The organism is Mucilaginibacter galii (genome assembly GCF_014635825.1).
Classification (GTDB): domain Bacteria; phylum Bacteroidota; class Bacteroidia; order Sphingobacteriales; family Sphingobacteriaceae; genus Mucilaginibacter; species Mucilaginibacter galii.
In genome coordinates this window covers 287,456-313,975 of sequence record NZ_BMDO01000005.1, presented here as the reverse complement: position 1 = coordinate 313,975, position 26,520 = coordinate 287,456, and the positions used below count along the sequence as shown (strand labels likewise).

The window sequence follows — 26,520 nt, the reverse complement described above, 5'->3', positions numbered from 1 at the left end:
CTATGGCTCCACGTCGCAAAAAAACTTCCTCCCGCCTGGTTTCGCTCGATGCATTTCGGGGGCTAACGGTCATGTTCATGATCCTGGTAAATAACCCGGGCGATTGGGGGCACATTTACAAACCCTTAGAACATGCCGAGTGGAACGGATGCACACTGGCCGATCTGGTTTTTCCGTTCTTTTTGTTCATTGTGGGGGTATCTACCGTTTTCGCACTCGAAACCAAGAAGCAAACCCAGGCCGATCATGGCCAATTAATGCTTAAAATACTACGCAGGGCAGCCATTATTTTTGGACTGGGATTATTTATGGCGCTATACTGGTACTGGGATTTCCACACTGTACGTATTCCGGGGGTGTTACAACGCATCGCTTTGGTATACCTGCTTTGCGGGTTAATTTATGTTAAAACAGATTACCGCATTCAAGCTGCTTTATTCATCCTGATACTCATCGGTTACTACCTGCTCATGACCCGTGTACAGGTACCCGGCTACGGCCAGGCCAGTTTACAACCCGAAACCAATTTAGGTGCCTGGTTAGACCGCCTGCTGTTTACCCCAGCCCACTTGTGGAACCAATCGCGCACGTGGGACCCCGAAGGTTTGCTGGGTACATTGCCTGCCATGAGCACCACATTGCTGGGTATACTCACCGGTACCTGGCTTAAACGCAAGGAAATGATTGAGGGCACCAAGGTGGGTGCCATGCTGCTGGCAGGCATAGTGCTTGCTGGTGCAGGCTGGTGGTGGAATGCCTCCTTCCCTATTAATAAAGCTTTGTGGACCAGTTCGTACGTATTGTTTACGGGTGGTATAGCTTTGATCGTATTTAGTTTGTTCTACTTTTTTGTTGATGTACTGGGTTATAAAAAATGGACCACCCCACTGGTAGTTTATGGTGTTAATGCGATTACGGTATACGTAGCATCAGGCTTACTGGCGCGCACATTAAACAAAGTACAGATCAGCTTTCAGGGTGAAGATATGAGTTTAGGCAGCGCCCTTTACAAAGTCTTTTTTCAAAATTTTCTCTCGCCCATTAATGCCTCGCTGGCCTGGGCTATTGCTTTCGTACTGGCGTGGATGATCATTTTATGGATCATGTACAAGCGCCGCATTATAGTGAAGATCTAAACGCTCTTCCATGCACTGGCCTCGCCCAGCAACATTTGGCTAAAAATGCTTTTGGGGGCCAAATCTAAATAGGGGTAAGTAATCTTGCTCAGATGCAAGCCCTGCGGATAAGCGGGCTTTATTTCCTGCGGCAGCAAGGGGTTTATAAGGTGTTGCTCAAATGCGTCAACGCTTAATTTCCCGGTGCCAATATCTATGAGTTTACCCATAAGCGTACGCACCATTTTGCCTAAAAACCGGTTGGCAGAGATATAAAACCTCAGTTTATCGCCGGTATTATCGGTAAATATTGTTGCTGCGCTAATATTGCAGATGGTATGCTCATTTTTATCGGGTGTAGCACAAAAAGCATGGTAGTCGTTATAGCGGAGCAACAGGCTGGCTGCCCGCTGCATTTGCTCAACATCCCAGTCTTTAATAGCATATTGGGTACTTACCTTGTTTAAGAACGGATCTTTATAGGGATGGATAAAGTAGTTGTACGACCGTTGAATGGCATCAAAACGGGCATGCGGCAGTCCCGGCATGGGTATAATGTCAAAAACGGCAATATCATCGGGCAGCAATTTATTGAGCCTGAAAAGCAGGTCGTAATCCCAGCCTTCCTCAGCATCCATATGAAAAAAGAACTGGCTGGCGTGTACATGCGCGTCGGTACGGCCACAGCCTACAATGTAAGTTGGCGTTTTTAAGATCTGGCTCAATGCTTTTTCCAAAACAGCCTGGACGCTATGTGCATCCGGGTTTTTTTGCCAGCCGTTGTAATGGGTGCCCATGTAGGCAATGTGAAAAAAGTAACGCAAAGGGTTAATGGGGTTTAATGGCTTCACAAATTTTAAACTGTCAGTTTATCGAAGGCCCGATTAAGCGGCGAATGTTTCGACAAGCTCAACATGGCAAAGAAGTTGTTTTGGATGTTAGCCCGTCGAATACTTAGTAAAGCGTACAAGTCTTCGACAAGCTCAGACTGACAAGTTACTAATAAACTGTATGTTAAATAAAACAACTAACGCAAATCTTCTGCCGTGTACAACGGTCTTATTTCAATCTCACTGGGAACCGGCATGGGGTTAGGGCAGCGTTTTACCCAGGCAACGGCTTCATCCATATCTTTAACGTCCCAAAACCAGTAGCCCGCAACCAGCTCGCGCGGATGAGGGAAAGGTCCATTAATAACCGTTCGCCCCGAACCATCAAACGCAATGCGCTTGCCCTGCGAAGATGGCGTGAGCCCGTCGCAGTCGCCCGCTTTCATAATACCGGCATCTATCAGTTCCTGATTGAACCGGCCCATTGCCTCCATCGACTCCTGCGTATCGGCCGTTGCCTCAAAGCCTTTTTCGCTACTTTCCGTAGCTTTTACCAGTACCATTACGCGCATTTGCTGTGATTTTATGCTTCTAATATAAATAATTTCAAAATGCAGGCAGTTTGCTGTTTCTGCCCTCCTTTTATTCAACCACCTTCATATCATTGTAAAACGGCAGGTATATTTGTCCCGGCTGCGATGATGCATCAAACAAGATAATACCCCTGCATATCTCCTGCGGGTCAATTTCGAAAGCGATGCCTTTAGCCGACCGGTAAATAGCATAAGCCTCTTTTTTCAGCGTAAACGTAGCCGATTTTTTAACCTCGTACACCTTACTGATCTGTTGCAATGTTGAACCATTATGAATCCCTTCCGCAGTCATGAACCAAGGGGATGTCACCCTGATCTGCTTTACCCGGGCAACGTCATCTTGCGTGCCCATTTGCCTTCCCGTATAAATCATGGTTTGATAGCCGGTGGTATCGTGCCCGGCATACCAAATAGATAAAGCTTTGCCCATGGCCGCATCGCCCCCATCGGGTTTACCCAAGCGTTTAAACACCTCGGCGGCATCTTCGCCCAATGCAGTTTGCCCTATGGCTTTACCCGGAACAATCAGTTTATCGGCGGGTACCGGTTTATTTGCTGCAGTGGTATCGCTCTCTTGCTTTACCGTATCTGGCGCATGAGTAGTTATCGTATCAACAGCTTCACCTGTTTTAGGTGATTGATTGCAGGCCATTAAACCCATGGAGGCTAAAATGATGATGGAATATCGCATATATACTATATACAGTTCAAACCCCGTTACTGTTCGGCATGCAACTAAAATACCGTTGCTTTGTAGTATACATCTAATGAGCAACAAAGGGCAGCAAATTATTGGTAAATGGTTTAAACAAAAAGGTTGGCAGCAGTTCCCGTTTCAGCAGGAAATGCAGGATGCCTATTTGGGCGGCTATTCGGGCTTGCTTAACGCACCTACCGGCAGCGGTAAAACCTTTGCCTTGTTTCTTCCCTTTTTGGTAGGCTACATTAACCAGTACCCCGACACTTATAAAACGCGCAAAAACAACGGCCTGCTCATGTTGTGGATTACGCCATTGCGAGCTTTGACCAACGATATCCGCAAGGCTATGCAGGAAGTGTGCGACGAGCTGGAACTCCCCTGGCGCATAGGCACCCGCACGGGCGATACCTCTGCTGCCGAAAAGCAGGCCCTCCGCAAAAAACTACCCGAAGTACTACTTACCACCCCCGAAAGCCTGCACCTCATGCTGGCCCAAAAAGATTATCCCAAAATGTTTCAGCACCTGCAAGTGGTGGTGATAGACGAATGGCACGAACTCCTGGGCACCAAACGTGGCGTGCAGGTGGAGTTGGGGTTGTCGAGGTTGAAGAACCTCCCCCCGGCCCCCTCCAAAGGAGGGGGGGATGAAAATCTCTTGGAGAAGCTTGTACAAAAAGAGCCTGTGCAGGATACATACCCGGGGTATCATACTACGGATGCGTTGACTTGGAATACGAATATTGACAATGCCAAACAAATGCGCCAAGTACCAACTGAGGCAGAAAATGTGTTGTGGCAACATTTGAGAAGAAAAAATTTGGGTTACCGCTTTAGGCGGCAGCATTTAGTAGGTAATTACATACCCGACTTTGTTTGCTTGGAAAAGAACCTGGTAATTGAGGTTGATGGTGGGTATCATTCTGAATCGGAACAATATATACTCGATAAAGAGCGAACCTCTTATTTGAATGAAAAGGGTTATCGCGTAATTAGGTTTACAAACAACGACGTACTGACCAATCTTGATGGCGTACTGGAGCAGATCAATGTTTCATTGTTAAACAAAGGCAGTATCGAAGAGCCTGGAACCAGTGCTGAAGTTAACCCCCTCCCCTTTGGGGAGGGCTGGGGAGGGGTAATCTGGGGTATCAGCGCAACCATTGGTAACCTGGAGCAGGCGGCCGAGGTATTGTTGGGTAATAACTTTCCGAAAGACAGGATGCGGATGGTGAGGGCCAACATCAGCAAGAAGCTGGATATACGGTCGGTTATCCCGAAGGATATTGATAATTATTCGTGGACGGGCCATATTGGATTGAAGCTATTACCTGAGGTAATGGAGATTGTGGCGGGCAGCAAGACGACGTTGATTTTTTGCAACACCCGTGCACAATCTGAAATTTGGTATCATGCTATATTGGATAATTACCCCGAGTATGCGGGCATCATGGCCATGCACCATGGATCGCTGGATAATGAGTTACGCAACTGGGTAGAAGCCGCCCTGCACCAGGGTGCTTTAAAACTGGTAGTTTGTACCTCAAGTTTGGATTTAGGTGTCGATTTTAGGCCGGTAGATACCGTGGTGCAGGTGGGCAGCCCTAAAGGGGTAGCCCGTTTTATGCAGCGTGCAGGGCGGAGCGGTCACCATCCGGGCGCGGTATCTAAAGCTTATTTTATCCCAACGCATTCGCTGGAACTATTGGAAGGTGCTGCATTAAAACAGGCAATTACCAACGTCAATTTTGAAAGCCGCGATCCTATATTACTGGCTATTGATGTGTTAATCCAATACATGGTTACCTTGGCGGTAAGCGATGGCTTCAGGGCCGATCAGTTATACAAAGAAGTTAAAAGCACTTATGCATTTGCCGATTTGCGCGAGAGCGAGTTTGGCGAATTGCTGGAGTTTATAACTACCGGAGGTGCCACGCTATCGCAATACGATGAGTTTTTAAAGGTGGAAGTTGAAGACGGACTGTACAAGGTAAACAGCCGCCGCATTGCTATGCGCCACCGGTTTAGCATTGGTACCATTACCAGCAGTGTAAGCCTGCGGGTTAAAATGCTGCATGGCGGCAGTTTGGGTTCTATTGAAGAAGGGTTTATATCGCGCCTTAAACCAGGCGATACCTTTTGGTTTGCAGGCCGCAGCCTGGAGTTTGTGCAGTTGAAGGAGATGACGGCCTTTGTCAAAAAATCGAACAAAACCAAGGGAATCATCCCCAGCTGGGCAGGCGGACGAATGCCGCTATCATCGCAGCTATCTTCAGTGTTACGCGAAAAGCTGGACGAGGTAGCTCACCACCTCGAAAAAGACGAAGAGGTGGTGGCTCTGCGCTCGCTATTTAATATGCAGGAGCAACTGTCGCACTTACCTAAAAAGACCGACCTGCTGATAGAATCATTTGAATCGCGCGATGGACATCATTTGTTCTTTTACCCGTTCGAAGGGCGGTTAGTGCATGAGGGAATGGCTTCGCTACTGGCCTATCGTATTGCCAAGATCAAGAAAGCCACCTACAGCATTGCCATGAACGATTATGGCTTCGAGTTGCTTACGGATGAACCCATCCCCTTAATGGAAGCACTGGAAGAAGACCTCTTCAGCATTCACAACCTTATAGAAGATATTCAAAATAGCCTGAACGCTAACGAAATGGCCCGCCGCCGTTTCAGGGATATTGCTCACATTGGCGGTTTAGTATTTACAGGCTATCCCGGTCAGCCGATAAAGAACAGGCATTTGCAAGCCAGCACCGGGTTGTTGTTTGATGTATTCAGGGAATATGAACCCAACAACTTACTCATCAGGCAGGCTTATAACGAGGCGCTGGCTTTCCAGTTGGAAGAGTTCAGGCTGCGCGAAGCCCTGCAGCGTATACAGCACCAGGAGATCATCATTAAAACAGTTGACCGCCCCACTCCTTTTGCCTTCCCCATTATGGTTGACCGCCTGCGCGAAAAACTAACTATGGAAAGCCTTGAGGAACGTGTGGCCAAAATGGCCCGCCGCTACGATTCGCTGGAGTTAGGCCCCGAAGAAGAACCTGAACCCATTGAACCGCCTAAGCCGTATAAAAAGAGGCGCAAGTTTTTATAAAGGCTTTTACCTCATGCTTTTTGAAAAACCCGTCATTGCGAGGTACGAAGCAATCTCTGCACGATAGGTGGTGGGCTACTTTTCTCCGCAGGGATTGCTTCGTTCCTCGCAATGACGTTTTTTTTACGAACCCTGTCATCTCGAACGATAGTGAGAGATCTTGTTCGAATGGCAACATAAACAACATGCACGGAGTAACAAGATTTCTCGTTAGCACTCGAAATGACAGGATTAAAACTACATAATTTTCACCTGCATCTCTTTAAACCTTGGCAACAGCTTTTTGAGCAGATCGCTTTTAAAGCTTGCTTCGCTGTAAATATTGGTTATCCAAACCAGTATTTTTAATTCCACACTGTCGGCGGCAATGGTATTTACCAATATTTCGGGTGGGAGATTTTTAACGGTATTATCGGTTTTGCCTATTTCTTCTTCAATAATTTTACTGATAGCCGTTAGGTCGGTATCCACAGGCACTTTAAAGATAACTTCTGCTTTGAGATAATCGTTGCTCAGCGTCCAGTTCACCAAACGGCCAGAGAGCAAGTCGCCGTTAGGGATGATCACCTCCGAACCCTGCGGGGTCAGCATTTTGCTGGAGCGGATGCCAATATCCTGCACCTTGCCTTTTTTGTCGGCCAGTTCTACATAATCGCCTATGCGAAAAGGCTTTTCAAAAATAAGGATGATGCCCGATACAAAGTTATTCACGATGTTTTGCATTCCTAAACCAATACCCACACTCAAGGCACCTAAAACCACGGTCAGCTTATCTAAAGGCACACCCGATGCCGTAACAGCCAGCAACACACCAATAATAATGATGATAAGCCTGATCAGCGCCAGCTTTGAGCCTTTGTGCTCCGTTTTTTCATCGAAGGTTACGCTACTTTCGCCAAACAGCACGCCTATATGTTTTTGCAACATATTAGCCAGGTAAACAATTACGCCAAAGAAAAGCACATTGCTCAGGGTAAAGGTTACGCTGCCAAAACTGCGCTGCTTAACCAATAAATTATGCAGTAAAGCAAACACGCCACCTGCAATGCTCAGGTTAATTAAAAACACCAGCAGCCACAAAATTACCGCTACTACAGAAAGTATTTTTTTGAACGAAGCACGGGTTTTAGCCAGGTTAATACGCGAGAACAACCCGTTATTACACGAACTTACTTTAATTTGCAGTTCAAGGGCATCGGTAAGGGTTTGAACAAATACCGCCAGCCCGATTATTTGCGTAAGCCCGATAACGGCCGTTGTGCTGCAAACCTTGGCTAAGCTAATGCGGCCAAAAATATTGAGCACAATAGAAAGCACATTTAGCCCTACATAAATAATGATGATGGGCTTTATTAACCGTTCGGCAATGTTAGCTTTTAACAGCTTTTTGTAGAAGTAAACCCCAATATAAATGGCCACAAAGTTGAGCGCCATCAATAATAAACGCATCCATATGGCATCGTGTACCATACTGGTAGTTACAATAATAACTACGTATAGGGCTACAATAAGGAGCCAGTAGTTGAGATCGCTTTTGGCCAGTGTTTTCCAGAAATGTATGGTAACGGCCACCAACAGTAAAAACTGTGTAAGCTCAATGTACATGGAGGGAGAATCGGGCTCGAAAAGCGGCGTTAGGTTCAGCATCACCATAAGCGTGGCCAGTATGGGGTAAGGCTTAAGGTAAGTAAAGGTTAACTCCCCTAATTGCTGCTTACTTTCGGGTTTGCGGGCACCTTTATAATTACGGTAAACCCAGATATAGAAGACCAACCCGGCCAGGAAAAGCAGAATGCGGTTATCCCAGGTGGAGTCGATAAAATAACCCAATATCTTGTTTTGACCGCTGTACGACGTCCTGATAAGGTCGCCAATACTGCTGCCATCCTCGTTCTTTGCCGGGGCTGACCAGATGTAAGGCGACTCGCGGCTCAGCGCATTTTGCCCTGATTGGCGCAGCCTGTCGTTAATTACATTCTGCAGATCGGTAACGGTTAAGTACGAGGCCGAAACATCGGCCAGCAGGCGGCTTATGGTATCGAGCTTGGCCGTAGTAATTTTGCCCGCGGTTTGCAAACGCAGCTTTATATCAACCAGTTGCTTGTTGTAAAGCCGCTTTTCGGTGGTATCTCTGGCGGTCACCATCAGCACCGAATCGTTGCTGAGTTCTATTACTTTTTCGGATAGGTTTTGTAGGTTGTTATTGTACTTGGATAAAGCCGTACGCCAGTCGGTTAGCTTAGTTAAGGCATCTTTTAAGATGAGGTTGTAACTCAGCAGGCTTTTTGAGTCGATAACCTTGCGCGCCATATCCAGGTCTTTTTTTACCGGGGCTATGTCTTTATTTACTTCGGCCAGGCCGGTACGGATGTTATCAATACCATACCCTCTTTTGTTGGTGGCATTAATTTCGGTAATAGCGGCCTGTGCCTTTTGGATGCGGAAAAGTAAAGTATCGGGGATGGTTTGTGCCGAATCAGTTGGCGTTTTGGTGGAGTCTTGCGCGTGGGCAAGCGGGGCAACCAAAAGCATACAAACAAACGTTAAAAAAAATATAATTACTTTAATGAATTTGTATTGATTCGGGATGGATTTGCTCATATTCAATTAGGCAGTTAACCCATTACAGGTAATTTTAATTAAACTATTTATACAACCATCTCATAGAACGGTTTTAGCTAACTTGATTTTGAATAATCTTCAGATGGTTAGATGAGTTTGAATAATTGGACTCCATTTGTATATATTCATCGCTTAATCCATAACAAAATATGAAACCACTTTTATTTATTCTTTTCCTGGCTCTGTTCGCTTCTTGTTCATCAAATGAAAAAAACGACATAAGTCAACAAGGGCTTAATGGAAGTATAATTAAAATAACAGAAACGAAGTATGTCGCTAAAGAAAAATTTGGGGTGGTTTCGAAAGGGCGATTAGAAACCACTGACGTAATTGAAGTCAATGAGCAAGGAAATTTTTACAAAGAAATCTACACATCATTTCCTGACCCAGAACTTGATACTGTACTTGGCCCAGAATATAACACTAAAAGTGAATTTATTACATTATCTAAATTCAATGATAAAGGAGAGCGAATTTCAATATTAGATGGAAAGACCAATAAAGTTGGATCAAAATATATTTATAACGAGGATGGAAAAGTTATTGAAATAAACAACTACAACAATGAAGGTAAGTTGTCATCGAAAACTAAATTCACATTTGATGAAGGGCGCCTTACGCAAAGTAACGAATATAATAGTGATGGCAGCTTAAACTCCTTTACAAAATATAAAATGAATGAAAACGATAAAGCAATTGAAGCTGCTAACTTCACAAATGAAAATAAGTTAAGTGGTAAAACAACCTATTCGTTCAATGATAATTTGATAACTGGTTATAAACTCTTTAAAGACAACAGACTAACCGACACCTATAAATTTAAGTATGTTAAATTTGACGATCACAAGAACTGGACCATTAAACACATATCTATCAATAACAAAATTGAAAGTATTGTAGAACAGAAAATAAATTACAGGTAAACTGAGTAGCAGTAAATGAGGTGAAGTATAAATTAGTTAGCATTAGGATCAACGCAAAACCATTGCCTGCTTTCAAGGTTATTCCTCAAGCATCATGGCTATAAAAAACCAACAACCCGTTATCCTTACCGGCCGCCTTAAATGGGTAGAGCGTATTGCGCATCTGTTTGATGATCAATTTACTGTTCCGGGCACCAAGTTTAAGTTCGGGTTAGATCCTATCGTAAATCTTTTCCCGGTGGCAGGCGATGCCGCCGGATTTTTAGTGGGCGCCGCATTGGTACTTACCATGGCCAAAAACGGGGTAAGCCGCAAAGTGCTCATTTTAATGATGCTCAATTTGCTCATTGATGGACTTATTGGTGCTATTCCGCTTATTGGCACCGTCTTCGATTTCTATTATAAAGCCAATACCCGCAACATTAACCTCCTTAAAAAGCATTACGAAGAAGGCAAGTATCAGGGAAGCGGTACCGGCACACTGGTTATCATTGTATTGGTGCTTTTATTATTCCTGGCGTTGTTCACTTACTTAAGCTATAAAGTAGTGTCTTATGTCGTCCATCTTTTCTAACAAATAGTGTAAAAAGTACACTCATAAGCAGGACAATCGATTGCGTAAGTTTTTGCAGGTATTAATGCTGTTTCAAAAGCAAATTCTTTCAATTACTCAATAATTATTATTTAGTTTGTGTATCGGGGTGTTAGCAATTGTGTTTAACGTTTACCGGTGCTAAACTTATAAACCAAACTGTTAACAGCAGTTTTTATTGAATACAGGCTGCTTTAAAGCCGCCAGCATTGACTATGAAAAAGTTTTTAGATGAGAATTTTTTGCTGCAAACTGAAACTGCGCAGCGCCTGTACCACGAGTACGCCAAAGATCTTCCTATTATAGATTATCATTGCCATTTGCCACCAGATCAAATTGCGGCCGATCTTAACTTTAACAACTTAACTCACGCCTGGCTCTACGGCGACCATTACAAATGGCGCGCCATGCGTACCAACGGCATAGACGAAAGCTACATTACCGGCGGCAAATCTGACTTTGAAAAGTTTGAGCAGTGGGCAGCTACCGTGCCTTACACCCTGCGCAACCCTTTATACCACTGGACGCACCTGGAATTGCAGCGCTATTTTGATGTGAACGACTTACTATCGCCATCAACAGCCAAGCAAATCTATGATGATTGCAGCGCCAAGTTGCAGTCGCCCGAGTATTCGGTGCAATCGCTCATTAAAAAAATGAAGGTGGAAACCATTTGCACCACCGATGATCCATTGGATAACCTCGAGTACCATCAGCAACTTACCCAAAACGATGTGGTAAAAGTTTTGCCGGCTTTCCGCCCCGATAAGGCCATGAATGCCGATGATACCGCAGCACTTAATGATTACATAAACAAGCTTGAACAAGTAGCCAACGTAAGCATCGGCGATTTTGACAGCTACCTGCAAGCGCTGAAAAGCCGCCATGATTACTTTGCGGCCAACGGCTGTTCGGTATCTGACCACGGTTTGGAGCAAATTTATGCCGAGGACTTTACCGACGAAGATATTAGAACCATTTTTGGTAAGATACGTGCCGGGGGAGTCTTAATTCCGGGCGAGATCCTGAAATTCAAATCGGCCATGCTGTTTCATTTTGCCGTTTGGGATCATGAAAAAGGCTGGGTACAGCAATTTCACCTGGGTGCTTTGCGCAACAACAATACCCGCTTGTTAACCAAATTAGGCCCCGATACCGGCTTTGACTCCATTGGCGATTTTAGCCAGGCACGTGCCCTGTCTACTTTCCTGAATAAATTGGATACTGAAGACAGGCTGGCCAAAACCATCATCTACAACCTAAACCCTGCCGATAACGAGTTAATGGCTACCATGATTGGTAACTTTAACGATGGCTCGGTTGCCGGCAAGGTACAGTTTGGCTCGGGCTGGTGGTTCTTGGACCAGAAGGATGGTATGATCAGGCAAATGAATGCCTTGAGTAATATGGGCTTACTGAGCCGCTTTATTGGTATGCTGACCGATTCGCGCAGCTTCCTGTCGTTCCCTCGTCATGAGTATTTCCGCAGGTTATTGTGTAACCTGTTTGGCGATGATATAGAGAACGGCGAACTGCCTAACGATATTGAGTGGACAGGCAAAATAGTGCAGGACATTTGCCATTACAACGCAAAAAATTATTTCCCATTTTAAGGGAACGATAAATATCAATTGTCATCTCGAATGATTTGAAAGAAGCCCCTAAATCCTCCCCAGTAGCGAGGACTTTAAACCCCCTCTCTACCGGAGAGGGCTGGGGAGAGGCTATTTCTCGTTAACGCTCGAAATAACAGCATAAATAACATCACTTAAGAATGAGTGAAATTTTAACGAAAGATTACAGCACCGGCTCGGTATTAAACTTTGGCGAACTGCTTTTGCGCATAACGCCCGATGCCGGCGGCGATTGGCTGCAAGAAAACAACCTGCCCGTGTTTGTGGGTGGTGCCGAACTTAACGTAGCCACGGCATTAGCCCTTTGGGATGTGCCTTCCAAGTACTTTACCGCATTGCCGCAAAACGGTATGTCAAACCAACTGATTTCTTTTTTGCAGGAAAAAGATATTGACACTTCACCCATATTTTTTCACGGTAAACGCATTGGCCTTTACTTTTTAACCAAAGGGCAGGATCTAAAAAACGACGCCCTTATTTACGACCGTGCAGGTTCGGCCTTTGCCGAGTTAACCCCGGGTATGGTAGATTGGGATAAAGTATTAGAGGGTGTTACCTGGTTCCATTTCAGTGCTATTTGCCCAGCCATCAGCCAAAATGCGGCAGAGGTTTGTAAAGAAGTGCTGGAAGCGGCATCACGCAAAGGCATTACCATATCGGTAGATTTGAATTACCGCGCTAAATTGTGGCAATATGGCAAACAGCCCATTGATGTAATGCCCGAACTGGCACAGTATTGCGACCTCATTATGGGTAACATTTGGGCTGCCGAACGTATGCTGGGTGTAAAGGTAGAAGAACTGGTAACCGAATCGGGCCAGAAAAGCCTTTATGTTAAAGAAGCACAAAACAGTTCGGAAGCCATCATCAAAGCTTTCCCTAAATGTAAAGCGGTGGCCAATACCTTTAGATTTACAGCCGATGATAACACTAATGTAGAATACTACACCGTTTTATATACGAACGATAAAGTGTACCTTTCGGGCGAGCACCGGGCCGAAACTATTATAGACAAAGTAGGCAGCGGCGATTGCTATATGGCCGGTTTAATCTATGGATTTTACAACAACTTTGATCCGCAGGCAACGGTTGATTTTGCCACCGCGGCCGCCTTTACCAAATTATTCGTGAACAGCGATGCCACCAACCGCAGCGTTGAATTTATACAAGAAGCCATTATTAAATGAAAACCAAGCAAGAAGTTTTAGATAGTATAGTTACGCAGGGCATGTTGCCCCTGTTTTTTTATAAAGATGCCGAGGTAAGCGTAGAGGTAACCCGTACACTATATAAAGCCGGTGTTCGTGTATTTGAATACACCAACCGCGGCGAGGCCGCACTCGAAAACTTTAAGCAGTTAAAAGAACTGCAGCAAAACGAAATGCCCGATTTGCACCTGGGGATAGGCACTATAAAATCGGTACACGATGCCGATGCCTTTATTAATGCCGGTGCCGATTTCCTGGTATCGCCCATTGTAAACCCCGAGGTGGCTAAAATGGCGCACGACCGTAACATGCTTTGGATACCCGGCTGTATGACACCTACCGAAATTTACACCGCGCAGTGCAATGATGCAGCGTTGATCAAACTTTTCCCGGCCAACATCTTGGGTCCTGCGTTTTTGTCTTCCATTAAAGAACTGTTCCGCGACCAGTTATTTATGCCAACCGGTGGGGTGGAGTTAGAAGCTAACAATATTTCTACCTGGTTTAGGGCCGGTGTTTGTGCGGTGGGCATGGGCAGTAAGCTTATTAGCAAAGAAGTGTTAGAAGGAAAATTATACGACCAGTTATATACCGACACGCAAACTGCCATTAACCTGGTGCAAACCAGCAGATAATAACCAACCGAACCTAAAGAAATGAAAGACGTCAAATTTAGTAATTACCGCTGGACCATTTGCGCCCTGCTGTTTTTTGCTACTACCATTAACTACCTTGACAGGCAGGTATTAAGTTTACTACAACCTACGCTTGCTAAAGAGTTTGGCTGGACCAACAGCGATTACGGAACCATTGTAGGGGTGTTCTCACTTGCTTACGCATTTTCGATGTTGTTTGCCGGCCGTGTGGTTGATTACCTGGGTACCAAAATGGGTTACACCTGGTCAATCATTTTATGGTCGTTAGGGGCTATGCTGCATGCCGTTGCTCATTTAATTCCCGGTAAAATATTGGGCTTTTCTTTAGGCCGTACGGTATTGGCCGCAGGCGAATCGGGTAACTTTCCGGCGGCTATAAAAGCCACAGCCGAGTATTTCCCTAAAAAAGATCGTGCTTTAGCCACAGGCATATTTAACTCGGGCGCTAACGTAGGTGCCATATTAGCGCCTATCGTAGTACCCTGGATTGCCGAAATGTACGGATGGAAATGGGCTTTCATTTTAATAGGTGCCCTGGGTTTCATATGGTTAATATTCTGGTTAATATTTTATGAATTGCCTTCTAAAAACAAAAAATTAGGTCAGGCTGAGTATGAATACATTCACAGCGACGAAATTCTGAGTAACGAAGGTATAGTTGTAGAACGCGAAGACGATGGCAAGAAATTTACTTACAGCCAATGTTTAACCTACAAACAAACCTGGGCCTTTGCTTTCGGCAAGTTCATGACGGATGGCGTTTGGTGGTTCTTCCTGTTTTGGTTGCCTGCCTACTTTAAGGCACAATATAATATGACGGGTACAGCAATTTCTTTACCTATCGCCGTTTTATATACTACTACCATGTTCGGCTCTATAGGTGGCGGGGCGTTTCCGGCTTATTTTATTAAAAAAGGTTACGATCCGTATACCGGCCGCATGAAAGCCATGTTTATTATCGCATTGTTTCCGTTAGTCGTTCTGTTAACGCCTTACTTAAGCCAGTACAGCTATTGGTATGCCGTAGGTTTAATTGCTATTGGCGCATCGGCCCATCAAGCCTGGAGTGCTAACATATTTACTACCGTGGGCGACATGTTCCCGAAAAAAGCCATTGCCACGATTACCGGCATTGGCGGTATGGCCGGCGGCATAGGCTCATTTTTATTAAGTAAGGGCGGTGGCTTATTGTTCGATTATTACGAAAAGCAGGGACACATTCAAACCGGCTATTCAATCATGTTTGTTATTTGTGCGGTTGCTTATGTAATTGCATGGGTAGTAATGAAGAGCCTGGTTCCGCGTATGAAGCCTATTGAGTTATAATTGAATACCTCATCATTACGAGGCACGAAGACAACCGACCGTAGGGAGCTCATTAATGCCATTGGAAACAATTAACTCATTAATAATCTCTGCGGGGACTGATCAAGCGTATATCTGGCATGCAGAGATTGCTTCGCTATCGCTCGCAATGACGATAAGACATTTTTAACAACCCGAACACAAATATTAATCTTAAACAATTATCATGAGTTTTAAAGACGAGCTTAACGGCTTATTTGTTGAGGAAAGTCAAATCCCCGAGGAATACCGTATTGAGCCCATTCATCAGCGCGAGTACTTAAGTAATGGCGAGATGAAGCAATGGGATGGCGAGGTAAGCGAGGTTTACTCGCCGATATGTATACCCGGTCCAACGGGATTGGAGCGCAAACTGATTGGCAGCTACCCTCTGGGTACCGAAGTAGAGGCTATGGAGGCTTTAGCCGCCGCAGAAACTGCATATAACAATGGTCGTGGCGAATGGCCCACCATGAGCGTTGACGGGCGCATTAAGTGCCTTGAAAAGTTCGTATACAAAATGGTAGAACAGCGCGACCTCGTGATCAAATTAATCGTTTGGGAAATTGGCAAATCTGTAGCCGACTCTACCAAAGAATTTGACCGTACCGTTGAATATATTAACCTGACCATTGATGCGTTGAAGGATCTTGACCGTCAGTCATCGCGTTTTGAAATTGCCGAAGGTGTGGTGGCACAAACCCGCCGTTCGCCTATTGGTGTGGTGTTATGTATGGGCCCCTTCAACTACCCGTTGAATGAAACCTTTACTACGTTGATCCCGGCCATTATCATGGGCAACACCATCCTTTTCAAGCCGCCGAAACATGGCACCTTGGTTCACTACCCTTTACTACGCGCCTTCCAGGAATCTTTTCCTAAAGGTGTGGTGAATACCGTGTATGGTCGTGGTGCCAATGTAACCCCGGGCTTAATGGCTACCGGTAAAATCAATGTGCTGGCCTTTATTGGTAGCAGCAAGGTGGCTAACGACTTAAAAAAGCGTCACCCTAAAATTAACCGCCTGCGTGCGGTGCTAAGTTTGGATGCCAAGAATGCCGCCATCGTCACCAAAAGTGCCGACCTGAACATTGCTGTGGCCGAGTGTATTCTGGGTTCGTTGTCTTATAACGGACAGCGTTGTACAGCCATCAAAATCATCCATGTGCACAAAGATGTGGCCGATGAGTTTTTGAAACTACTGAGCGAAGGCATTGCCAAACTAAAATACGGCATGCCGTGGACCAAAGGTGTAAACCTTACCCCGGTAGCCGAACCCGGCAAACCGGCCTATTTAAAAGAGTGTATTGATGATGCGATTGCCAACGGTGCCCGTGTGGTAAACGAAAACGGCGGCGAAACGGTAGCCTCTTTCGTGTTCCCGGCGGTAGTTTACCCCGTTAACGCTCAAATGAAGCTGTACCGCGAAGAGCAGTTTGGCCCGGTTATCCCGGTATTGCCTTTCGATTCTATTGAGGAACCTATTCAATACCAGATAGATTCGCCGCATGGTATGCAGGTAAGTATCTTTAGTACCGACGCCGAGGAAACTGCCAGCCTAATCGATCCGTTCGTGAACCTGGTAAGCCGTGTAAACATTAACGCCCAGTGCCAGCGCGGCCCTGATGTGTTTCCATTCACCGGCCGTAAAGACAGTGCCGAGGGTACGTTATCTGTTAACGATGCCCTGCGCTCGTTCTCTATTCGCTCACTGGTAGCTACCAAGATGAACGATACCAACAAGCAATTGCTGAACGAGATCATTAACAAGCATGATAGTAATTTCTTGAGTACGAATTATATCTTTTAGGAGTATAGATTACAAATAAAGAAGGACGGTTAAATAACCGTCCTTCTTTATTTAAATTTCGCTTGTCATGCTGAGCTTGTCGAAGCATTCGCCGCTCGGTTAAGTCTTCGACAAGCTCAGACTGACAGGTGGATTATAGTTTGAACAACTAAACCTCGCTTAGCACCTTCTTTACCCAAGCCCTACCCCATTCTTCTTTTTGTACATCAGTCCATAAAGAAGGATAAAAAATGCGTTTTTGAAAACGCGGAGGCAGATACTTTTGCCAGTTGGTGCCGCCCGTGGCCCTGATCTCCTCGGGCTCGCGGTGCAGGTAGCGCACAGCCGATTTATAGTGCGATAGCGGCCAGTTTACATTGACATTAGTATCTAAGTGCCGCAACTCAGTAGCCAGCGCCTCGGTGGCTTTTCCGGCTTGTTTAAACTTGCGGTATAAAGCGTAAAAGTTGGTATTAATTAAATTCTCGCCTAAATCGACAAACGTTTTGGCGTATTTTTTTTCAAACTGCTTCAGTGTCAACGTTTTTTTACCGGTAGATAGTTCGGTGGCACCATACTTCCAGTAAATATCTTCAAACTGCTCCTTCACAGTGCCGTTGGCAAGCGCTTCCCGGCTGTCTTTGGCTACGAGGTTAAAAAAGTCGGTTGCGTAAATCTCTATCATCCTGTACTGGCCCGATTGAAAACCACTGGCCGGCAGTAACGACATCCGAAACTTTAAGAATTGCTCCTTCTCCATCCCATCCACCATAATTTCGAACGAATGCGTCAGCGCTTCAAAATAGCGGTTAATGCGGTGTAAGCGGGCGGTAAAAAACTCGGCAGTCAGGGCTTCGTGCTGCGCAATCTGCTTGCACTCATTCAGCGCCAGCTTAAAATAAAGCTCGGTAATTTGATGATAGATAATGAAGATCTCTTCATCGGGGAATGGCGTTTTAGGGTTTTGCAGGCTTAGCAGCGTATCTAGGTTAATGTAGTCCCAGTACGTTAAAAAATCGGCATACAGCAAACCATCCAGGTACGAGGCCATATCCTGGCCCATGGCTTCATACTTTTGCTGCAATAATGCCAGCCGTTGTTCAATTTCGGGAGAGATCTGCATGCGGGCAAAGTTAAGAGATTGCAGCAGATGTATTTATTACCAGGGCTTAAAATTAAACTGGTAGGCTACGCGCAAGCCTATTAATGTACCGGCCTGCAGGTGGGTTGGTAAGGCATCGGCCCGTAACGAAAATTCAAGACTGCTGTAATCATCTAAATTCCAATTGTAGCCTGCACCTGCAGAGCCTCCCAAGCCTACTACGCCACCATCGCTGCCACCCACATACACCGAAGGGCCTGCATACGTAAACACGTTTTTGCTTACAAAGTATTTGGCGGCCAGGTTAAGAAACCCGGCGTCGAAGCCCGATCTATCATTAATATTTTTCCCACCGGCTATGGTTTCCCAACCTAACAGCGGCATTAAAGCCAGGTTATTGTTGAGGCGGATGTTTGCCTGTAACACCCTATCGCGCCCAAGGCCATAACCGCTTTTAAAGGGACGATTTATGCCCGCGCCTATACCAATGGAGGTACGGGCCGGTTGGCTATACACCAAATTAGTAACAAGCAGGGCGAGTAAAAGCGCGGGGAGTGAATATCGAATTTTTATCATAGGTTAAGTGCCATAACAACTGCGTCGGCGGCTTAAAGTTTTTTTGTAACCGATGCAATATAACTAAGCCTTGTTACCGGAGTATTAAGCAAGCCATTAAAATAATTTTAACTGTTCGGGCGCATCGTCCTTTTTAGGTTTGGACTGCAGTTCTCCAAAGTTAGATACCGATATACCTAACAGGCGTATCTTCACCTCATCCAGGCCGGTAGCGGCTAATAACTCTTTGGCAATACGGCTTAAAGTTTCTGCATCTCCTAAGGGCTGGGTAAGCGAATGGTTACGGGTAATTTGTTTAAAACTGCTGTATTTCACTTTTAAAGTAACCGTGCGGCCTTTGAGGTTGTAGCGGGCCAGTCGATCGGCCACGGTTTGGGCTATCTTGTCCAGTTCGGTGTGCATTTCTTCCGGTTCAGTGAGGTCATAAGCGAAGGTATCTTCGGCCCCCATCGATTTAGTTTCACGGTGGGGTTGCACCGGACGGTTATCATTACCGCGTACAATTTGGTAATAAAACCGGCCAACCTTGCCAAAGCTTTTCACCAGTTCGTCTTCTGTCAACTTTTTGAGATCGGCCCCGGTATGTAAGCCTTGCTTCTTCATCTTCTCGGCCGTAACCTTGCCCACGCCATGAAACTTTTCTACGGGCAATTGCTCCATAAAACTTTCTACCGCCGATGGGCCGATGAACTTTAACCCGTTAGGCTTATTAATATCCGAAGCTATTTTAGCCACAAACTTATTGATAGATACCCCCGCCGAAGCCGTAAGATTCAATTCATCCTGGATAGCCTGCTTAATTTGCTGTGCTACCTCAATAGCCGAGCCTACACCCAGCTTATCTTCCGTTACATCCAAGTAAGCTTCATCTAAAGAAAGCGGCTCTATCAAATCGGTGTACCTGCTAAAGATCTCCCTGATGTGTTTAGACACCTCCTTGTACACCGCAAACCTTGGCCGCACAAATACCGCATGCGGGCACAACTGCAAAGCCTGTTTAGATGACATAGCCGACCTTATACCAAACTTACGCGCCTCATAACTAGCGGTGGCCACCACACCGCCCCGCCCCTCGGGCAAACCGCCTACCACCAAAGGCTTACCCCGCAGCTCCGGGTTATCGCGCTGCTCTACCGATGCGTAAAACGCATCCATATCTATATGGATGATCTTGCGGTATTGAGTGTCGGCAGGCATTTTACAAATATAAGCTAGGCAACAATAGGTAAGCTATATTGTTACAGCAGTAAAGCAAACGCATAACTTTGACAACTTATTACTCATGATTTTACGTATGTTGTGACATCGAAACTTCTTAGCTTTTCACACGAACAAATGTTAACGCCCGATCAGGATTTTTATACCCAGTTACCCGTTAGTCCACTACCCCTGGGCGACCTGCTATTGAATGAAGAGCATTTTAGCACTGTTCCTGCCAGCTGGCATGTGATCATAACTGATATTAAAAGTTCGACCGAAGCGGTTTTAGGTGGTAGCCATCAAAACGTAAACCTTATTGCTACCGGCAGTATTGTTTCAGTGCTTAACCTTGCTTTTGATATGCAGGTTACTATCCCGTTCTTTTTTGGGGGAGATGGTGCAACCTTCATAGTTCCCGAATGCTTAATTAACAAGGCTATGCAGGTATTGGCATTATACAAGGCCAGCACTTTTGAAAACTTTAACCTTGAACTGCGAACCGGCACGGTAACGGTAAAGAAAATTTACGAGCAGGGCTATCATTTACATATGGCTAAATACAAAAGCTCCAGATCATTCAACATTCCCGTTGTATTGGGTAACGGCTTAAACTATGCTGAAAAAATTATTAAGGGCGATGATTACCTGCTATCGGGACATGATGGTACGGATAGTGTATTAGATCTTACTGGTATGCAATGTCGCTGGGATAAAATACCCCCACCGGAAGATAAGGAAGAAGTAGTTACCCTGCTTGTTGCAGCCCTTCATCATAAACAGCAGGCTTCTGCCTTTAGCAAGGTAATGAAGCAAATAGAGGCATTGTACGGTCCGCACCGAAAAAGGCAGCCTATATCCGTATCGCGCTTAAAGCTGGTAACAACATTTAACCGCATAGGTTTAGAAATGCGCACACGCTTAGGCCAGTTCAAATGGCTCGATCTGCTGCAAACCTGGGCCGTAAACTTATTGGGACATATTTACTTTCGCACCAAAAAAGGTAAGGCCTACCTTAAAAGCTTGGTGGAGATGTCGGATACTTTGGTTATCGACGGCAAAATTAATACGGTAATATCGGGCAATGTAAAACAACGCGAAGCATTGCAGCAATACTTAGATGAATTGGAAACCGCTGGCGAAATCATCTACGGTTTGCATGTAAGCGGCGCCTCGGTAATGTCGTGTTATGTACGCGATATGAAAGACGGCCACATCCATTTTGTAGACGGCAGCGATGGCGGGTACACGCAAGCCGCCAGGGTAATTAAGCGAAAGTTGAAAGAAATTAACCATCAACAAAAAGCAGATTAAAATATAAAGTCCTCCCTCCTGGGGAGGATTTAGGAGGGGCTTCTTTATATTTGCCGCCATGCAAACCATTACCTGGGCCGATTTTGAAAAAGTGGAACTTCGCGCCGGTACCATTGTAGAAGTGCAGGATTTTCCTAAGGCGCGCAAGCCAGCCTACCAGTTAAAGGTAGACTTTGGCGAGCTGGGCATTAAATGGTCGAGCGCGCAGATCACTAAACATTATACCAAAGAGGAATTAGTTGGCCGGCAAATATTGGGCGTGGTCAACTTTCCCGAAAAACAAATAGCCAACTTTATGTCGCAGTTTTTAGTTACTGGCCTGGCCGACGAGAATGGCGATATTGTATTAACCACCGTAGAAAGGCCTGTGCCTAACGGAAGCAAACTCATTTAATGCGTTTTATAAGTTTTGACAACGAAACATCGGTATCGCCCGATGACTTTTTTATGAATGAAGCCTTGCGCGAAGCCCGTTTGGCTTACGCCGAAGACGAAATCCCTATTGGTGCCATTGTAACCTGCCAGGGCAAGATCATTGGCCGGGGGCATAACCTTACCGAGCGGTTGAACGACGTATCGGCCCATGCCGAAATGCAGGCCATGACAGCGGCTACCAACTTTTTAGGTGGTAAGTATTTAAAAGATTGTACCTTATACGTCACCATGGAGCCCTGCGTGATGTGTGCTGGGGCATCATACTGGTTCCAGGTAGGCAAAATTGTGTTTGGAGCCTATGATACACGTTTGGGCTTTGGCCGGTTGAACCAAAAGATCACCCATCCTAAAACGGTAGTTACCGGCGGCATCCGCGAAAATGAGTGCGCCGAGCTGGTTCGCGACTTTTTCAGGAGCAAACGCTCAAAAACTTAACATTAATCTGAACAAATATGATAGCCAACGCTTTATATTTGCAACAACACATCTTTAATTAACCTTAAAAAATAGTCATATGGCATTTGAATTACCGGCGTTACCATACGCTACCGACGCACTGGAACCGCATATTGATAAAGCTACGATGGAAATTCACCATGGTAAGCATCACCAGGCTTATGTAACCAACCTTAACAAGGCTTTGGAAGGCAAACCTGAGGCAACCAGCAGCATCGAAGAAATTGTTAAACACATTTCAAAATTCCCGCCTGCAGTACGCAACAACGGTGGTGGTCATTTTAACCACACTATGTTCTGGACTTTATTATCGCCAAACGGTGGTGGTCAGCCAACAGGTGAGTTAGCCGAAGCTATTAAGAGCACTTTCGGTTCTTTTGACGAATTGAAAACCAAAATGAACGAAGCCGGTGCAACCCGCTTTGGTTCGGGCTGGGCTTGGTTGGTAGTTAATGCCGATAAAAAACTGGCTGTTACTTCTACCCCTAACCAAGACAACCCTTTAATGGATCTTCCTGAAATTGCGGTAAAAGGTACACCAATTTTAGGTATTGATGTTTGGGAGCACGCTTACTACCTTAAATATCAAAACAAACGCCCGGATTACTTAGCCGCTATATGGAACGTAATTAACTGGAACCACGTAGCCGAGCTTTACGCAAAAGCTAAGTAATACAAATTACAAATAATAGAAAATCCCCTGAGCAATCAGGGGATTTTTTTGTACACCATGCATTTACTAAAAATGCTCAGATCTATTTAAAACTTAGAATGTCATTGCGAGCGTAGCGATAGCGACGCGGCAATCTCACTGCGATCAGTCTAAATGAGATTGCCACGCTATCGCTCGCAATGACATATTTTATTCATCAGTTATTATTGTTTTTCAAGCGTCTTAGGCAATAAGGGTTCTTTATGATCTGCCTTTTTTAACGGCCGGAAACTTCATTTTATAATCTACCTTAACCACACCACGCGATATATCGTTCAGGCGTTTCTCGAGCATACGTTTGCGCAGAGGACTTAGCTTATCGGTAAACAGTTTACCCTCAATATGGTCGTACTCATGCTGAATAACACGTGCAGCCAAGCCTTTGTACGTGCCTTCTTGCTGTACCATGTTTTCGTCGTAGTAAGAAATGCGCACTACCGGGCAGCGGTAAACATCTTCGCGCACATCGGGTATGCTCAGGCAACCTTCGTTAAAGGCCCACTCTTCACCGGTTTCTTCTAAAATTTGCGGGTTTACGAATGCTTTTTTGAAATCCTTCAACTCAGGCTCTTCATCATCAAAAGGAGAAGCATCTATGACAAATAAACGTTTAGATAAGCCTACCTGCGGGGCAGCCAAACCCACACCACGGGCATTGTACATGGTTTCAAACATATCGGCAACCAATTGCTTCAAACCGGCTATTTCGTCGGGTTCAAAATCAGTGGCTTTTTTTCTTAAAACAGGGTCGCCGTAGGCTACAATAGGCAGTTTCATATTGCAAAATTACGGATTTAAGTTTTGATTGAAAATTTAGAGTTTTGATAAATAATTATCACACCGTCATTTCGCAGCCTAAAAATCTCCGCGCTTTACTTTTCTTTGGTAAAAAGAAATTCTCTGCCTGCCTGTTTAAGCGTCATTTGACTATTGATTGGGTCAAAAACCATTTCTATACCAGCCGGATCAAACTTAAATTGGTGTTTGGCAACTGCATCTAAATCAAATGCCGATTGGCCCGTTGCCTGCGCAACCAGCACTACATCTTTTTTTGTAATCGTAATTTTTAACGGAATTTGAGTGCTGGCATACACGCCCAGGTACTTATCCAGTTCTTCCGTTTTATACAGGGTGGTTTTAAAATCGGGTACGGTATACGGCGTGTTAAAAACAATACTAAGCACACCAATGAGTATATTGTTAAGATTGGTATTTACACCATTAGCCGTATAAGCTATAGCTATACTATCGGCAGGAAAGTATGCCGCCTGCGACCGAAAACCGTCTATACCACCATCGTGCCCATATGCAGTGTGACCTTTAAAGGGGAAAACAAACAAATTCATGCCGAAACCTTTTTCAACGGTTTTCATTTGAGTTAAGCTTGCCCTGCTAACCAGCTTACCTGCAAATAAGGCCTCCATAAATTTATCCAGATCGGCCGGTGTAGACACCAGCGCACCTGCACCTCCCGGTATACTCATATCGGTTTCGGTATCGGGTGCCCAATTGCCCTGCCAGTTGTAAGAATAAGCCTCATTGTTAGCAGCTACAATTTTGCCTCCATAGTAAGTATCTTTTAAACCTATCTTACCAGTAATACGGTTTTTTAAAGTTGCTGCATAAGGTTTTTTCTCCAACTTTTCTATAATATAACCCAATAGCACAAAGTTACTGTTGCTGTATTTATGCTGTGTGCCCGGCTCAAACTCGGCGGGCATCATCTTAGACAGCAAAGTGGCTGGTGTTACTTTTTGAGTAAGCCATGAGGTGTAACCGCTATCGGCAGTAAAGCTGTGTATACCGCTGCTATGGTTAAGCATTTGTGCAATAGTAATACGGGCAGCATTAGGTACTGTTGGATAGTACTTTGAAAGGGGTGTGGTGAGTTGCAGCTTTCCTTCTTCAATTAACTGAAAGATCATTACCGCCGTAAACACTTTACTTATAGAACCAATACGGTATTTGGTTTTAGTGTTGGCCTGTGTTTTTACCGGCCCGTACCAACTATAGCCAATAGCCCGGCTATACAAAGGCTGGCCTTTTCTGGTAATGGCAATGCTCATCATCGCCTTATTGTTTGTTTCCAAAACATCAAACAGGCTGTCCATTTTGGCTTTATTAAAAGTTTGGGCGGAGCTGATCTGACCAAAGAAAAGCAAGGCGATAAAAGGTAATAAGGTAAGTTTACGTATCATATTATAATTTCCTTTTATGACCACCACCAAAACAGTTAGGTTACACCAAATACCTTAAATAAATAGTTAACGGTAGTTACTCCTGCTCTTCTTTTGGCTCAAACAACAGCGTAATCAGGCTTTGATTATCAAATACCTCGTTGGTTATTTCTAATACCTGTTCGGCTGTGGTGGCTTCTATCTTATCAAACACCTGTTGCAGCGTATCAATGCTATTGAAGTCAATGAGGCTTTTGGCCATGGAGATAATCAGGCTCAGGCGGTTTTCTTCGGCCAGTGCTATTTGCCCGACGAACTTTTGCTTGGCCTGCTGCAGTTGCAGGGTGCCCAGTTTATTATCGCGCAGCTTTTTGAGCTCTTTATGGATGAGGCGCATGGCTTTTTCGGCCTTTTCGGCATCGGTACCAAAGTAAATAGAAAATATACCGGTATCGGTTAACGGGGTATAGTTAGATTCTATGGTGTAGGCAATGCCGTGTTTCTCTCGTATCTCGAGGTTTAAACGGCTGCTCATGCCCATGCCGCCCAGCAGGTTGTTTACCAGCAGTAAAGCACTTTTATGTTGATGAGATGAATCGTAAGCCAGGCTGCCAATTACGCCATGCGTTTGCGAGATGGGTTTTTCAAACGTAATGATCTCCCCTTTTACCTTGCCCGGTTTTTGCCTGTGCTTGGTACTAGTATTTTCGGGCACCGTACCCAAATACTTCTCAGTAAGCTTAATGAGTTTGCTAAAGTCGTAATCGCCTATGACGGCAAACACCATTTGATGGGTATTGTAGGTAGCCTGCATAAAACCGGCTATATCATCACGGTTCAACTGGTTAACCGATTCTTCGGTACCCAAAATGTTATTGCCCAGCGCATGGCCCTTAAACAGCAAGCCTTCAAAATCATCCTGAATGGCTTCTTCGGGCTGGTCCTGGTACGAGGCTATCTCATCCAATATCACGCTGCGCTCTTTCACCAGTTCTTCTTGAGGGAAGGTGGAGTGGAAGAGGATGTCCTCAAACAGATCGAGCGTGCGTTCCAGGTGCTGTTTCAGCAGTGAGGCGTGTATGCAGGTGTATTCTTTGGTGGTATACGCGTTTAAGTCGGCGCCAACCAGTTCTAAACGATTAAGAATTTGGTTGGTGCTGCGGCGCTCGGTTTGTTTGAACAGCAGGTGTTCGATGAAGTGGGCCAGCCCGTCTTTTTGCTGCGGCTCGTCGCGTGCGCCGGCATTAACTAAAAAACAGGTGTGCGTTATATTGGATGGTGAATGCTTGTATAACAGGCGTATGCCGTTGGCAAGCGTGTGTACCTGGTAATCTATCATGAAAGGGCAAAGATAAGCTAATTTATATTGACTTGTAATGAGGCAAATACACACCTATTATGTATTATTGTATATAAAACGGGGGCTGAGCCGTTAAAATGTA

Annotated in this window: 23 protein-coding genes; 13 read left to right on the top strand and 10 right to left on the bottom strand. The window is 45.1% G+C overall.

The features are described 5' to 3' along the window. The first annotated feature begins 2 nt into the window (after positions 1-2). Positions 3-1,136: an acyltransferase family protein gene (locus IEV61_RS11425; protein ID WP_188416723.1), complete on the top strand. Its 1,134-nt coding sequence runs from the start codon at positions 3-5 to the stop codon at positions 1,134-1,136. Here IEV61_RS11425 and truA read toward each other — a convergent pair. The 3 genes from truA to IEV61_RS11410 all read right to left on the bottom strand — a co-directional run bounded on the left by truA (position 1,133) and on the right by IEV61_RS11410 (position 3,229). Next, a complete protein-coding gene (gene truA / locus IEV61_RS11420; RefSeq protein ID WP_229747107.1) occupies positions 1,133-1,966 on the bottom strand; it encodes a tRNA pseudouridine(38-40) synthase TruA in 834 nt (277 codons plus the stop codon). The two genes, IEV61_RS11425 and truA, sit on opposite strands and share 4 nt — an antisense overlap. 176 nt (positions 1,967-2,142) lie before the next feature. Next, positions 2,143-2,517: a YciI family protein gene (locus IEV61_RS11415; RefSeq protein ID WP_188416722.1), complete on the bottom strand. Its 375-nt coding sequence runs from the start codon at positions 2,515-2,517 to the stop codon at positions 2,143-2,145. Between the two features lie 70 nt (positions 2,518-2,587). Beyond that, positions 2,588-3,229: a hypothetical protein gene (locus tag IEV61_RS11410; protein WP_188416719.1), complete on the bottom strand. Its 642-nt coding sequence runs from the start codon at positions 3,227-3,229 to the stop codon at positions 2,588-2,590. Between the two features lie 76 nt (positions 3,230-3,305). Between IEV61_RS11410 and IEV61_RS11400 the strand changes: the two genes are divergently transcribed. After that, complete coding sequence (locus IEV61_RS11400; RefSeq protein ID WP_229747106.1) at positions 3,306-6,341, top strand: ligase-associated DNA damage response DEXH box helicase; 3,036 nt, start codon at positions 3,306-3,308, stop codon at positions 6,339-6,341. A gap of 237 nt (positions 6,342-6,578) precedes the next feature. Here IEV61_RS11400 and IEV61_RS11395 read toward each other — a convergent pair whose 3' ends face one another. After that, positions 6,579-8,873, bottom strand: a complete 2,295-nt coding sequence (locus tag IEV61_RS11395) for a mechanosensitive ion channel family protein (RefSeq protein ID WP_229747105.1) — start codon at positions 8,871-8,873, stop codon at positions 6,579-6,581. Positions 8,874-9,112: 239 nt separating this feature from the next. On the opposite strand from IEV61_RS11395, the gene IEV61_RS11390 reads away from it, so the two are divergent. The 7 genes from IEV61_RS11390 to IEV61_RS11360 all read left to right on the top strand — a co-directional run bounded on the left by IEV61_RS11390 (position 9,113) and on the right by IEV61_RS11360 (position 17,130). Continuing rightward, complete coding sequence (locus tag IEV61_RS11390) at positions 9,113-9,886, top strand: hypothetical protein (RefSeq protein ID WP_188416715.1); 774 nt, start codon at positions 9,113-9,115, stop codon at positions 9,884-9,886. Between the two features lie 94 nt (positions 9,887-9,980). Next, positions 9,981-10,460, top strand: a complete 480-nt coding sequence (locus IEV61_RS11385; RefSeq protein ID WP_188416712.1) for a DUF4112 domain-containing protein — start codon at positions 9,981-9,983, stop codon at positions 10,458-10,460. A 233-nt stretch (positions 10,461-10,693) separates the two neighbouring features. Beyond that, entirely contained in the window at positions 10,694-12,091 is a 1,398-nt protein-coding gene (gene uxaC, locus IEV61_RS11380) for a glucuronate isomerase (RefSeq protein WP_188416710.1), read from the top strand. Between the two features lie 161 nt (positions 12,092-12,252). After that, positions 12,253-13,299, top strand: coding sequence for a sugar kinase (locus IEV61_RS11375; RefSeq protein WP_188416708.1), 1,047 nt, complete (start codon positions 12,253-12,255; stop codon positions 13,297-13,299). After that, a complete protein-coding gene (locus tag IEV61_RS11370; RefSeq protein ID WP_188416706.1) occupies positions 13,296-13,955 on the top strand; it encodes a bifunctional 4-hydroxy-2-oxoglutarate aldolase/2-dehydro-3-deoxy-phosphogluconate aldolase in 660 nt (219 codons plus the stop codon). Before IEV61_RS11375 ends, IEV61_RS11370 begins: the two co-directional genes overlap by 4 nt. A gap of 21 nt (positions 13,956-13,976) precedes the next feature. Beyond that, positions 13,977-15,302, top strand: a complete 1,326-nt coding sequence (locus tag IEV61_RS11365; protein WP_188416704.1) for an MFS transporter — start codon at positions 13,977-13,979, stop codon at positions 15,300-15,302. 205 nt (positions 15,303-15,507) lie between these two features. Then, complete coding sequence (locus IEV61_RS11360) at positions 15,508-17,130, top strand: NADP-dependent glyceraldehyde-3-phosphate dehydrogenase (RefSeq protein ID WP_188416703.1); 1,623 nt, start codon at positions 15,508-15,510, stop codon at positions 17,128-17,130. 148 nt (positions 17,131-17,278) lie between these two features. Here the strand turns inward: IEV61_RS11360 and IEV61_RS11355 are convergent, their stop codons facing one another. The 3 genes from IEV61_RS11355 to dinB all read right to left on the bottom strand — a co-directional run bounded on the left by IEV61_RS11355 (position 17,279) and on the right by dinB (position 19,984). Beyond that, on the bottom strand, positions 17,279-18,232 hold the full coding sequence (locus tag IEV61_RS11355) for a tryptophan 2,3-dioxygenase family protein (RefSeq protein WP_188416702.1): 954 nt from the start codon (positions 18,230-18,232) through the stop codon (positions 17,279-17,281). 36 nt (positions 18,233-18,268) lie between these two features. After that, entirely contained in the window at positions 18,269-18,787 is a 519-nt protein-coding gene (locus tag IEV61_RS11350) for a hypothetical protein (protein WP_188416701.1), read from the bottom strand. A 96-nt stretch (positions 18,788-18,883) separates the two neighbouring features. After that, positions 18,884-19,984 carry a DNA polymerase IV gene (gene dinB, locus IEV61_RS11345; protein ID WP_188416700.1) on the bottom strand — a complete coding sequence of 367 codons (1,101 nt, stop codon included), beginning with the start codon at positions 19,982-19,984 and terminating at the stop codon, positions 18,884-18,886. Between the two features lie 138 nt (positions 19,985-20,122). Here dinB and IEV61_RS11340 point away from each other — a divergent pair, with 138 nt between their 5' ends. From IEV61_RS11340 to IEV61_RS11325, 4 genes are all read left to right on the top strand, one after another. After that, positions 20,123-21,298, top strand: a complete 1,176-nt coding sequence (locus tag IEV61_RS11340) for a DUF3095 domain-containing protein (protein WP_188416694.1) — start codon at positions 20,123-20,125, stop codon at positions 21,296-21,298. A 58-nt stretch (positions 21,299-21,356) separates the two neighbouring features. After that, positions 21,357-21,692 (top strand): tRNA-binding protein, encoded by a 336-nt coding sequence (locus tag IEV61_RS11335; RefSeq protein ID WP_188416692.1) that lies wholly within the window; start codon positions 21,357-21,359, stop codon positions 21,690-21,692. Continuing rightward, positions 21,692-22,168 (top strand): nucleoside deaminase, encoded by a 477-nt coding sequence (locus IEV61_RS11330; RefSeq protein ID WP_188416690.1) that lies wholly within the window; start codon positions 21,692-21,694, stop codon positions 22,166-22,168. Before IEV61_RS11335 ends, IEV61_RS11330 begins: the two co-directional genes overlap by 1 nt. A 79-nt stretch (positions 22,169-22,247) precedes the next feature. Beyond that, the gene (locus IEV61_RS11325; protein WP_188416688.1) at positions 22,248-22,862 is read left to right on the top strand and encodes a superoxide dismutase; all 615 of its coding nucleotides are present in this window, start codon (positions 22,248-22,250) and stop codon (positions 22,860-22,862) included. Positions 22,863-23,102: 240 nt separating this feature from the next. On the opposite strand, the gene def is transcribed toward IEV61_RS11325, so the two are convergent. From def to IEV61_RS11310, 3 genes are all read right to left on the bottom strand, one after another. Continuing rightward, positions 23,103-23,678 (bottom strand): peptide deformylase, encoded by a 576-nt coding sequence (gene def, locus IEV61_RS11320; RefSeq protein WP_188416686.1) that lies wholly within the window; start codon positions 23,676-23,678, stop codon positions 23,103-23,105. Between the two features lie 95 nt (positions 23,679-23,773). After that, positions 23,774-25,099, bottom strand: coding sequence for a serine hydrolase domain-containing protein (locus IEV61_RS11315; RefSeq protein WP_229747104.1), 1,326 nt, complete (start codon positions 25,097-25,099; stop codon positions 23,774-23,776). Positions 25,100-25,175: 76 nt separating this feature from the next. Then, the gene (locus IEV61_RS11310; RefSeq protein ID WP_188416748.1) at positions 25,176-26,414 is read right to left on the bottom strand and encodes a M16 family metallopeptidase; all 1,239 of its coding nucleotides are present in this window, start codon (positions 26,412-26,414) and stop codon (positions 25,176-25,178) included. Positions 26,415-26,520: the final 106 nt, after the last annotated feature.

Coding starts and splice junctions, on each gene's coding strand:
- IEV61_RS11425 (WP_188416723.1), top strand. CDS start 3: ATGGCTCCACGTCGCAAAAAAACTTCCTCCCGCCTGGTTTCGCTCGAT.
- IEV61_RS11415 (WP_188416722.1), bottom strand. CDS start 2,517: ATGCGCGTAATGGTACTGGTAAAAGCTACGGAAAGTAGCGAAAAAGGC.
- IEV61_RS11410 (WP_188416719.1), bottom strand. CDS start 3,229: ATGCGATATTCCATCATCATTTTAGCCTCCATGGGTTTAATGGCCTGC.
- IEV61_RS11400 (WP_229747106.1), top strand. CDS start 3,306: ATGAGCAACAAAGGGCAGCAAATTATTGGTAAATGGTTTAAACAAAAA.
- IEV61_RS11395 (WP_229747105.1), bottom strand. CDS start 8,873: ATGCTTTTGGTTGCCCCGCTTGCCCACGCGCAAGACTCCACCAAAACG.
- IEV61_RS11390 (WP_188416715.1), top strand. CDS start 9,113: ATGAAACCACTTTTATTTATTCTTTTCCTGGCTCTGTTCGCTTCTTGT.
- IEV61_RS11385 (WP_188416712.1), top strand. CDS start 9,981: ATGGCTATAAAAAACCAACAACCCGTTATCCTTACCGGCCGCCTTAAA.
- uxaC (WP_188416710.1), top strand. CDS start 10,694: ATGAAAAAGTTTTTAGATGAGAATTTTTTGCTGCAAACTGAAACTGCG.
- IEV61_RS11375 (WP_188416708.1), top strand. CDS start 12,253: ATGAGTGAAATTTTAACGAAAGATTACAGCACCGGCTCGGTATTAAAC.
- IEV61_RS11370 (WP_188416706.1), top strand. CDS start 13,296: ATGAAAACCAAGCAAGAAGTTTTAGATAGTATAGTTACGCAGGGCATG.
- IEV61_RS11365 (WP_188416704.1), top strand. CDS start 13,977: ATGAAAGACGTCAAATTTAGTAATTACCGCTGGACCATTTGCGCCCTG.
- IEV61_RS11360 (WP_188416703.1), top strand. CDS start 15,508: ATGAGTTTTAAAGACGAGCTTAACGGCTTATTTGTTGAGGAAAGTCAA.
- IEV61_RS11355 (WP_188416702.1), bottom strand. CDS start 18,232: ATGCAGATCTCTCCCGAAATTGAACAACGGCTGGCATTATTGCAGCAA.
- IEV61_RS11350 (WP_188416701.1), bottom strand. CDS start 18,787: ATGATAAAAATTCGATATTCACTCCCCGCGCTTTTACTCGCCCTGCTT.
- dinB (WP_188416700.1), bottom strand. CDS start 19,984: ATGCCTGCCGACACTCAATACCGCAAGATCATCCATATAGATATGGAT.
- IEV61_RS11340 (WP_188416694.1), top strand. CDS start 20,123: ATGTTAACGCCCGATCAGGATTTTTATACCCAGTTACCCGTTAGTCCA.
- IEV61_RS11335 (WP_188416692.1), top strand. CDS start 21,357: ATGCAAACCATTACCTGGGCCGATTTTGAAAAAGTGGAACTTCGCGCC.
- IEV61_RS11330 (WP_188416690.1), top strand. CDS start 21,692: ATGCGTTTTATAAGTTTTGACAACGAAACATCGGTATCGCCCGATGAC.
- IEV61_RS11325 (WP_188416688.1), top strand. CDS start 22,248: ATGGCATTTGAATTACCGGCGTTACCATACGCTACCGACGCACTGGAA.
- def (WP_188416686.1), bottom strand. CDS start 23,678: ATGAAACTGCCTATTGTAGCCTACGGCGACCCTGTTTTAAGAAAAAAA.
- IEV61_RS11315 (WP_229747104.1), bottom strand. CDS start 25,099: ATGATACGTAAACTTACCTTATTACCTTTTATCGCCTTGCTTTTCTTT.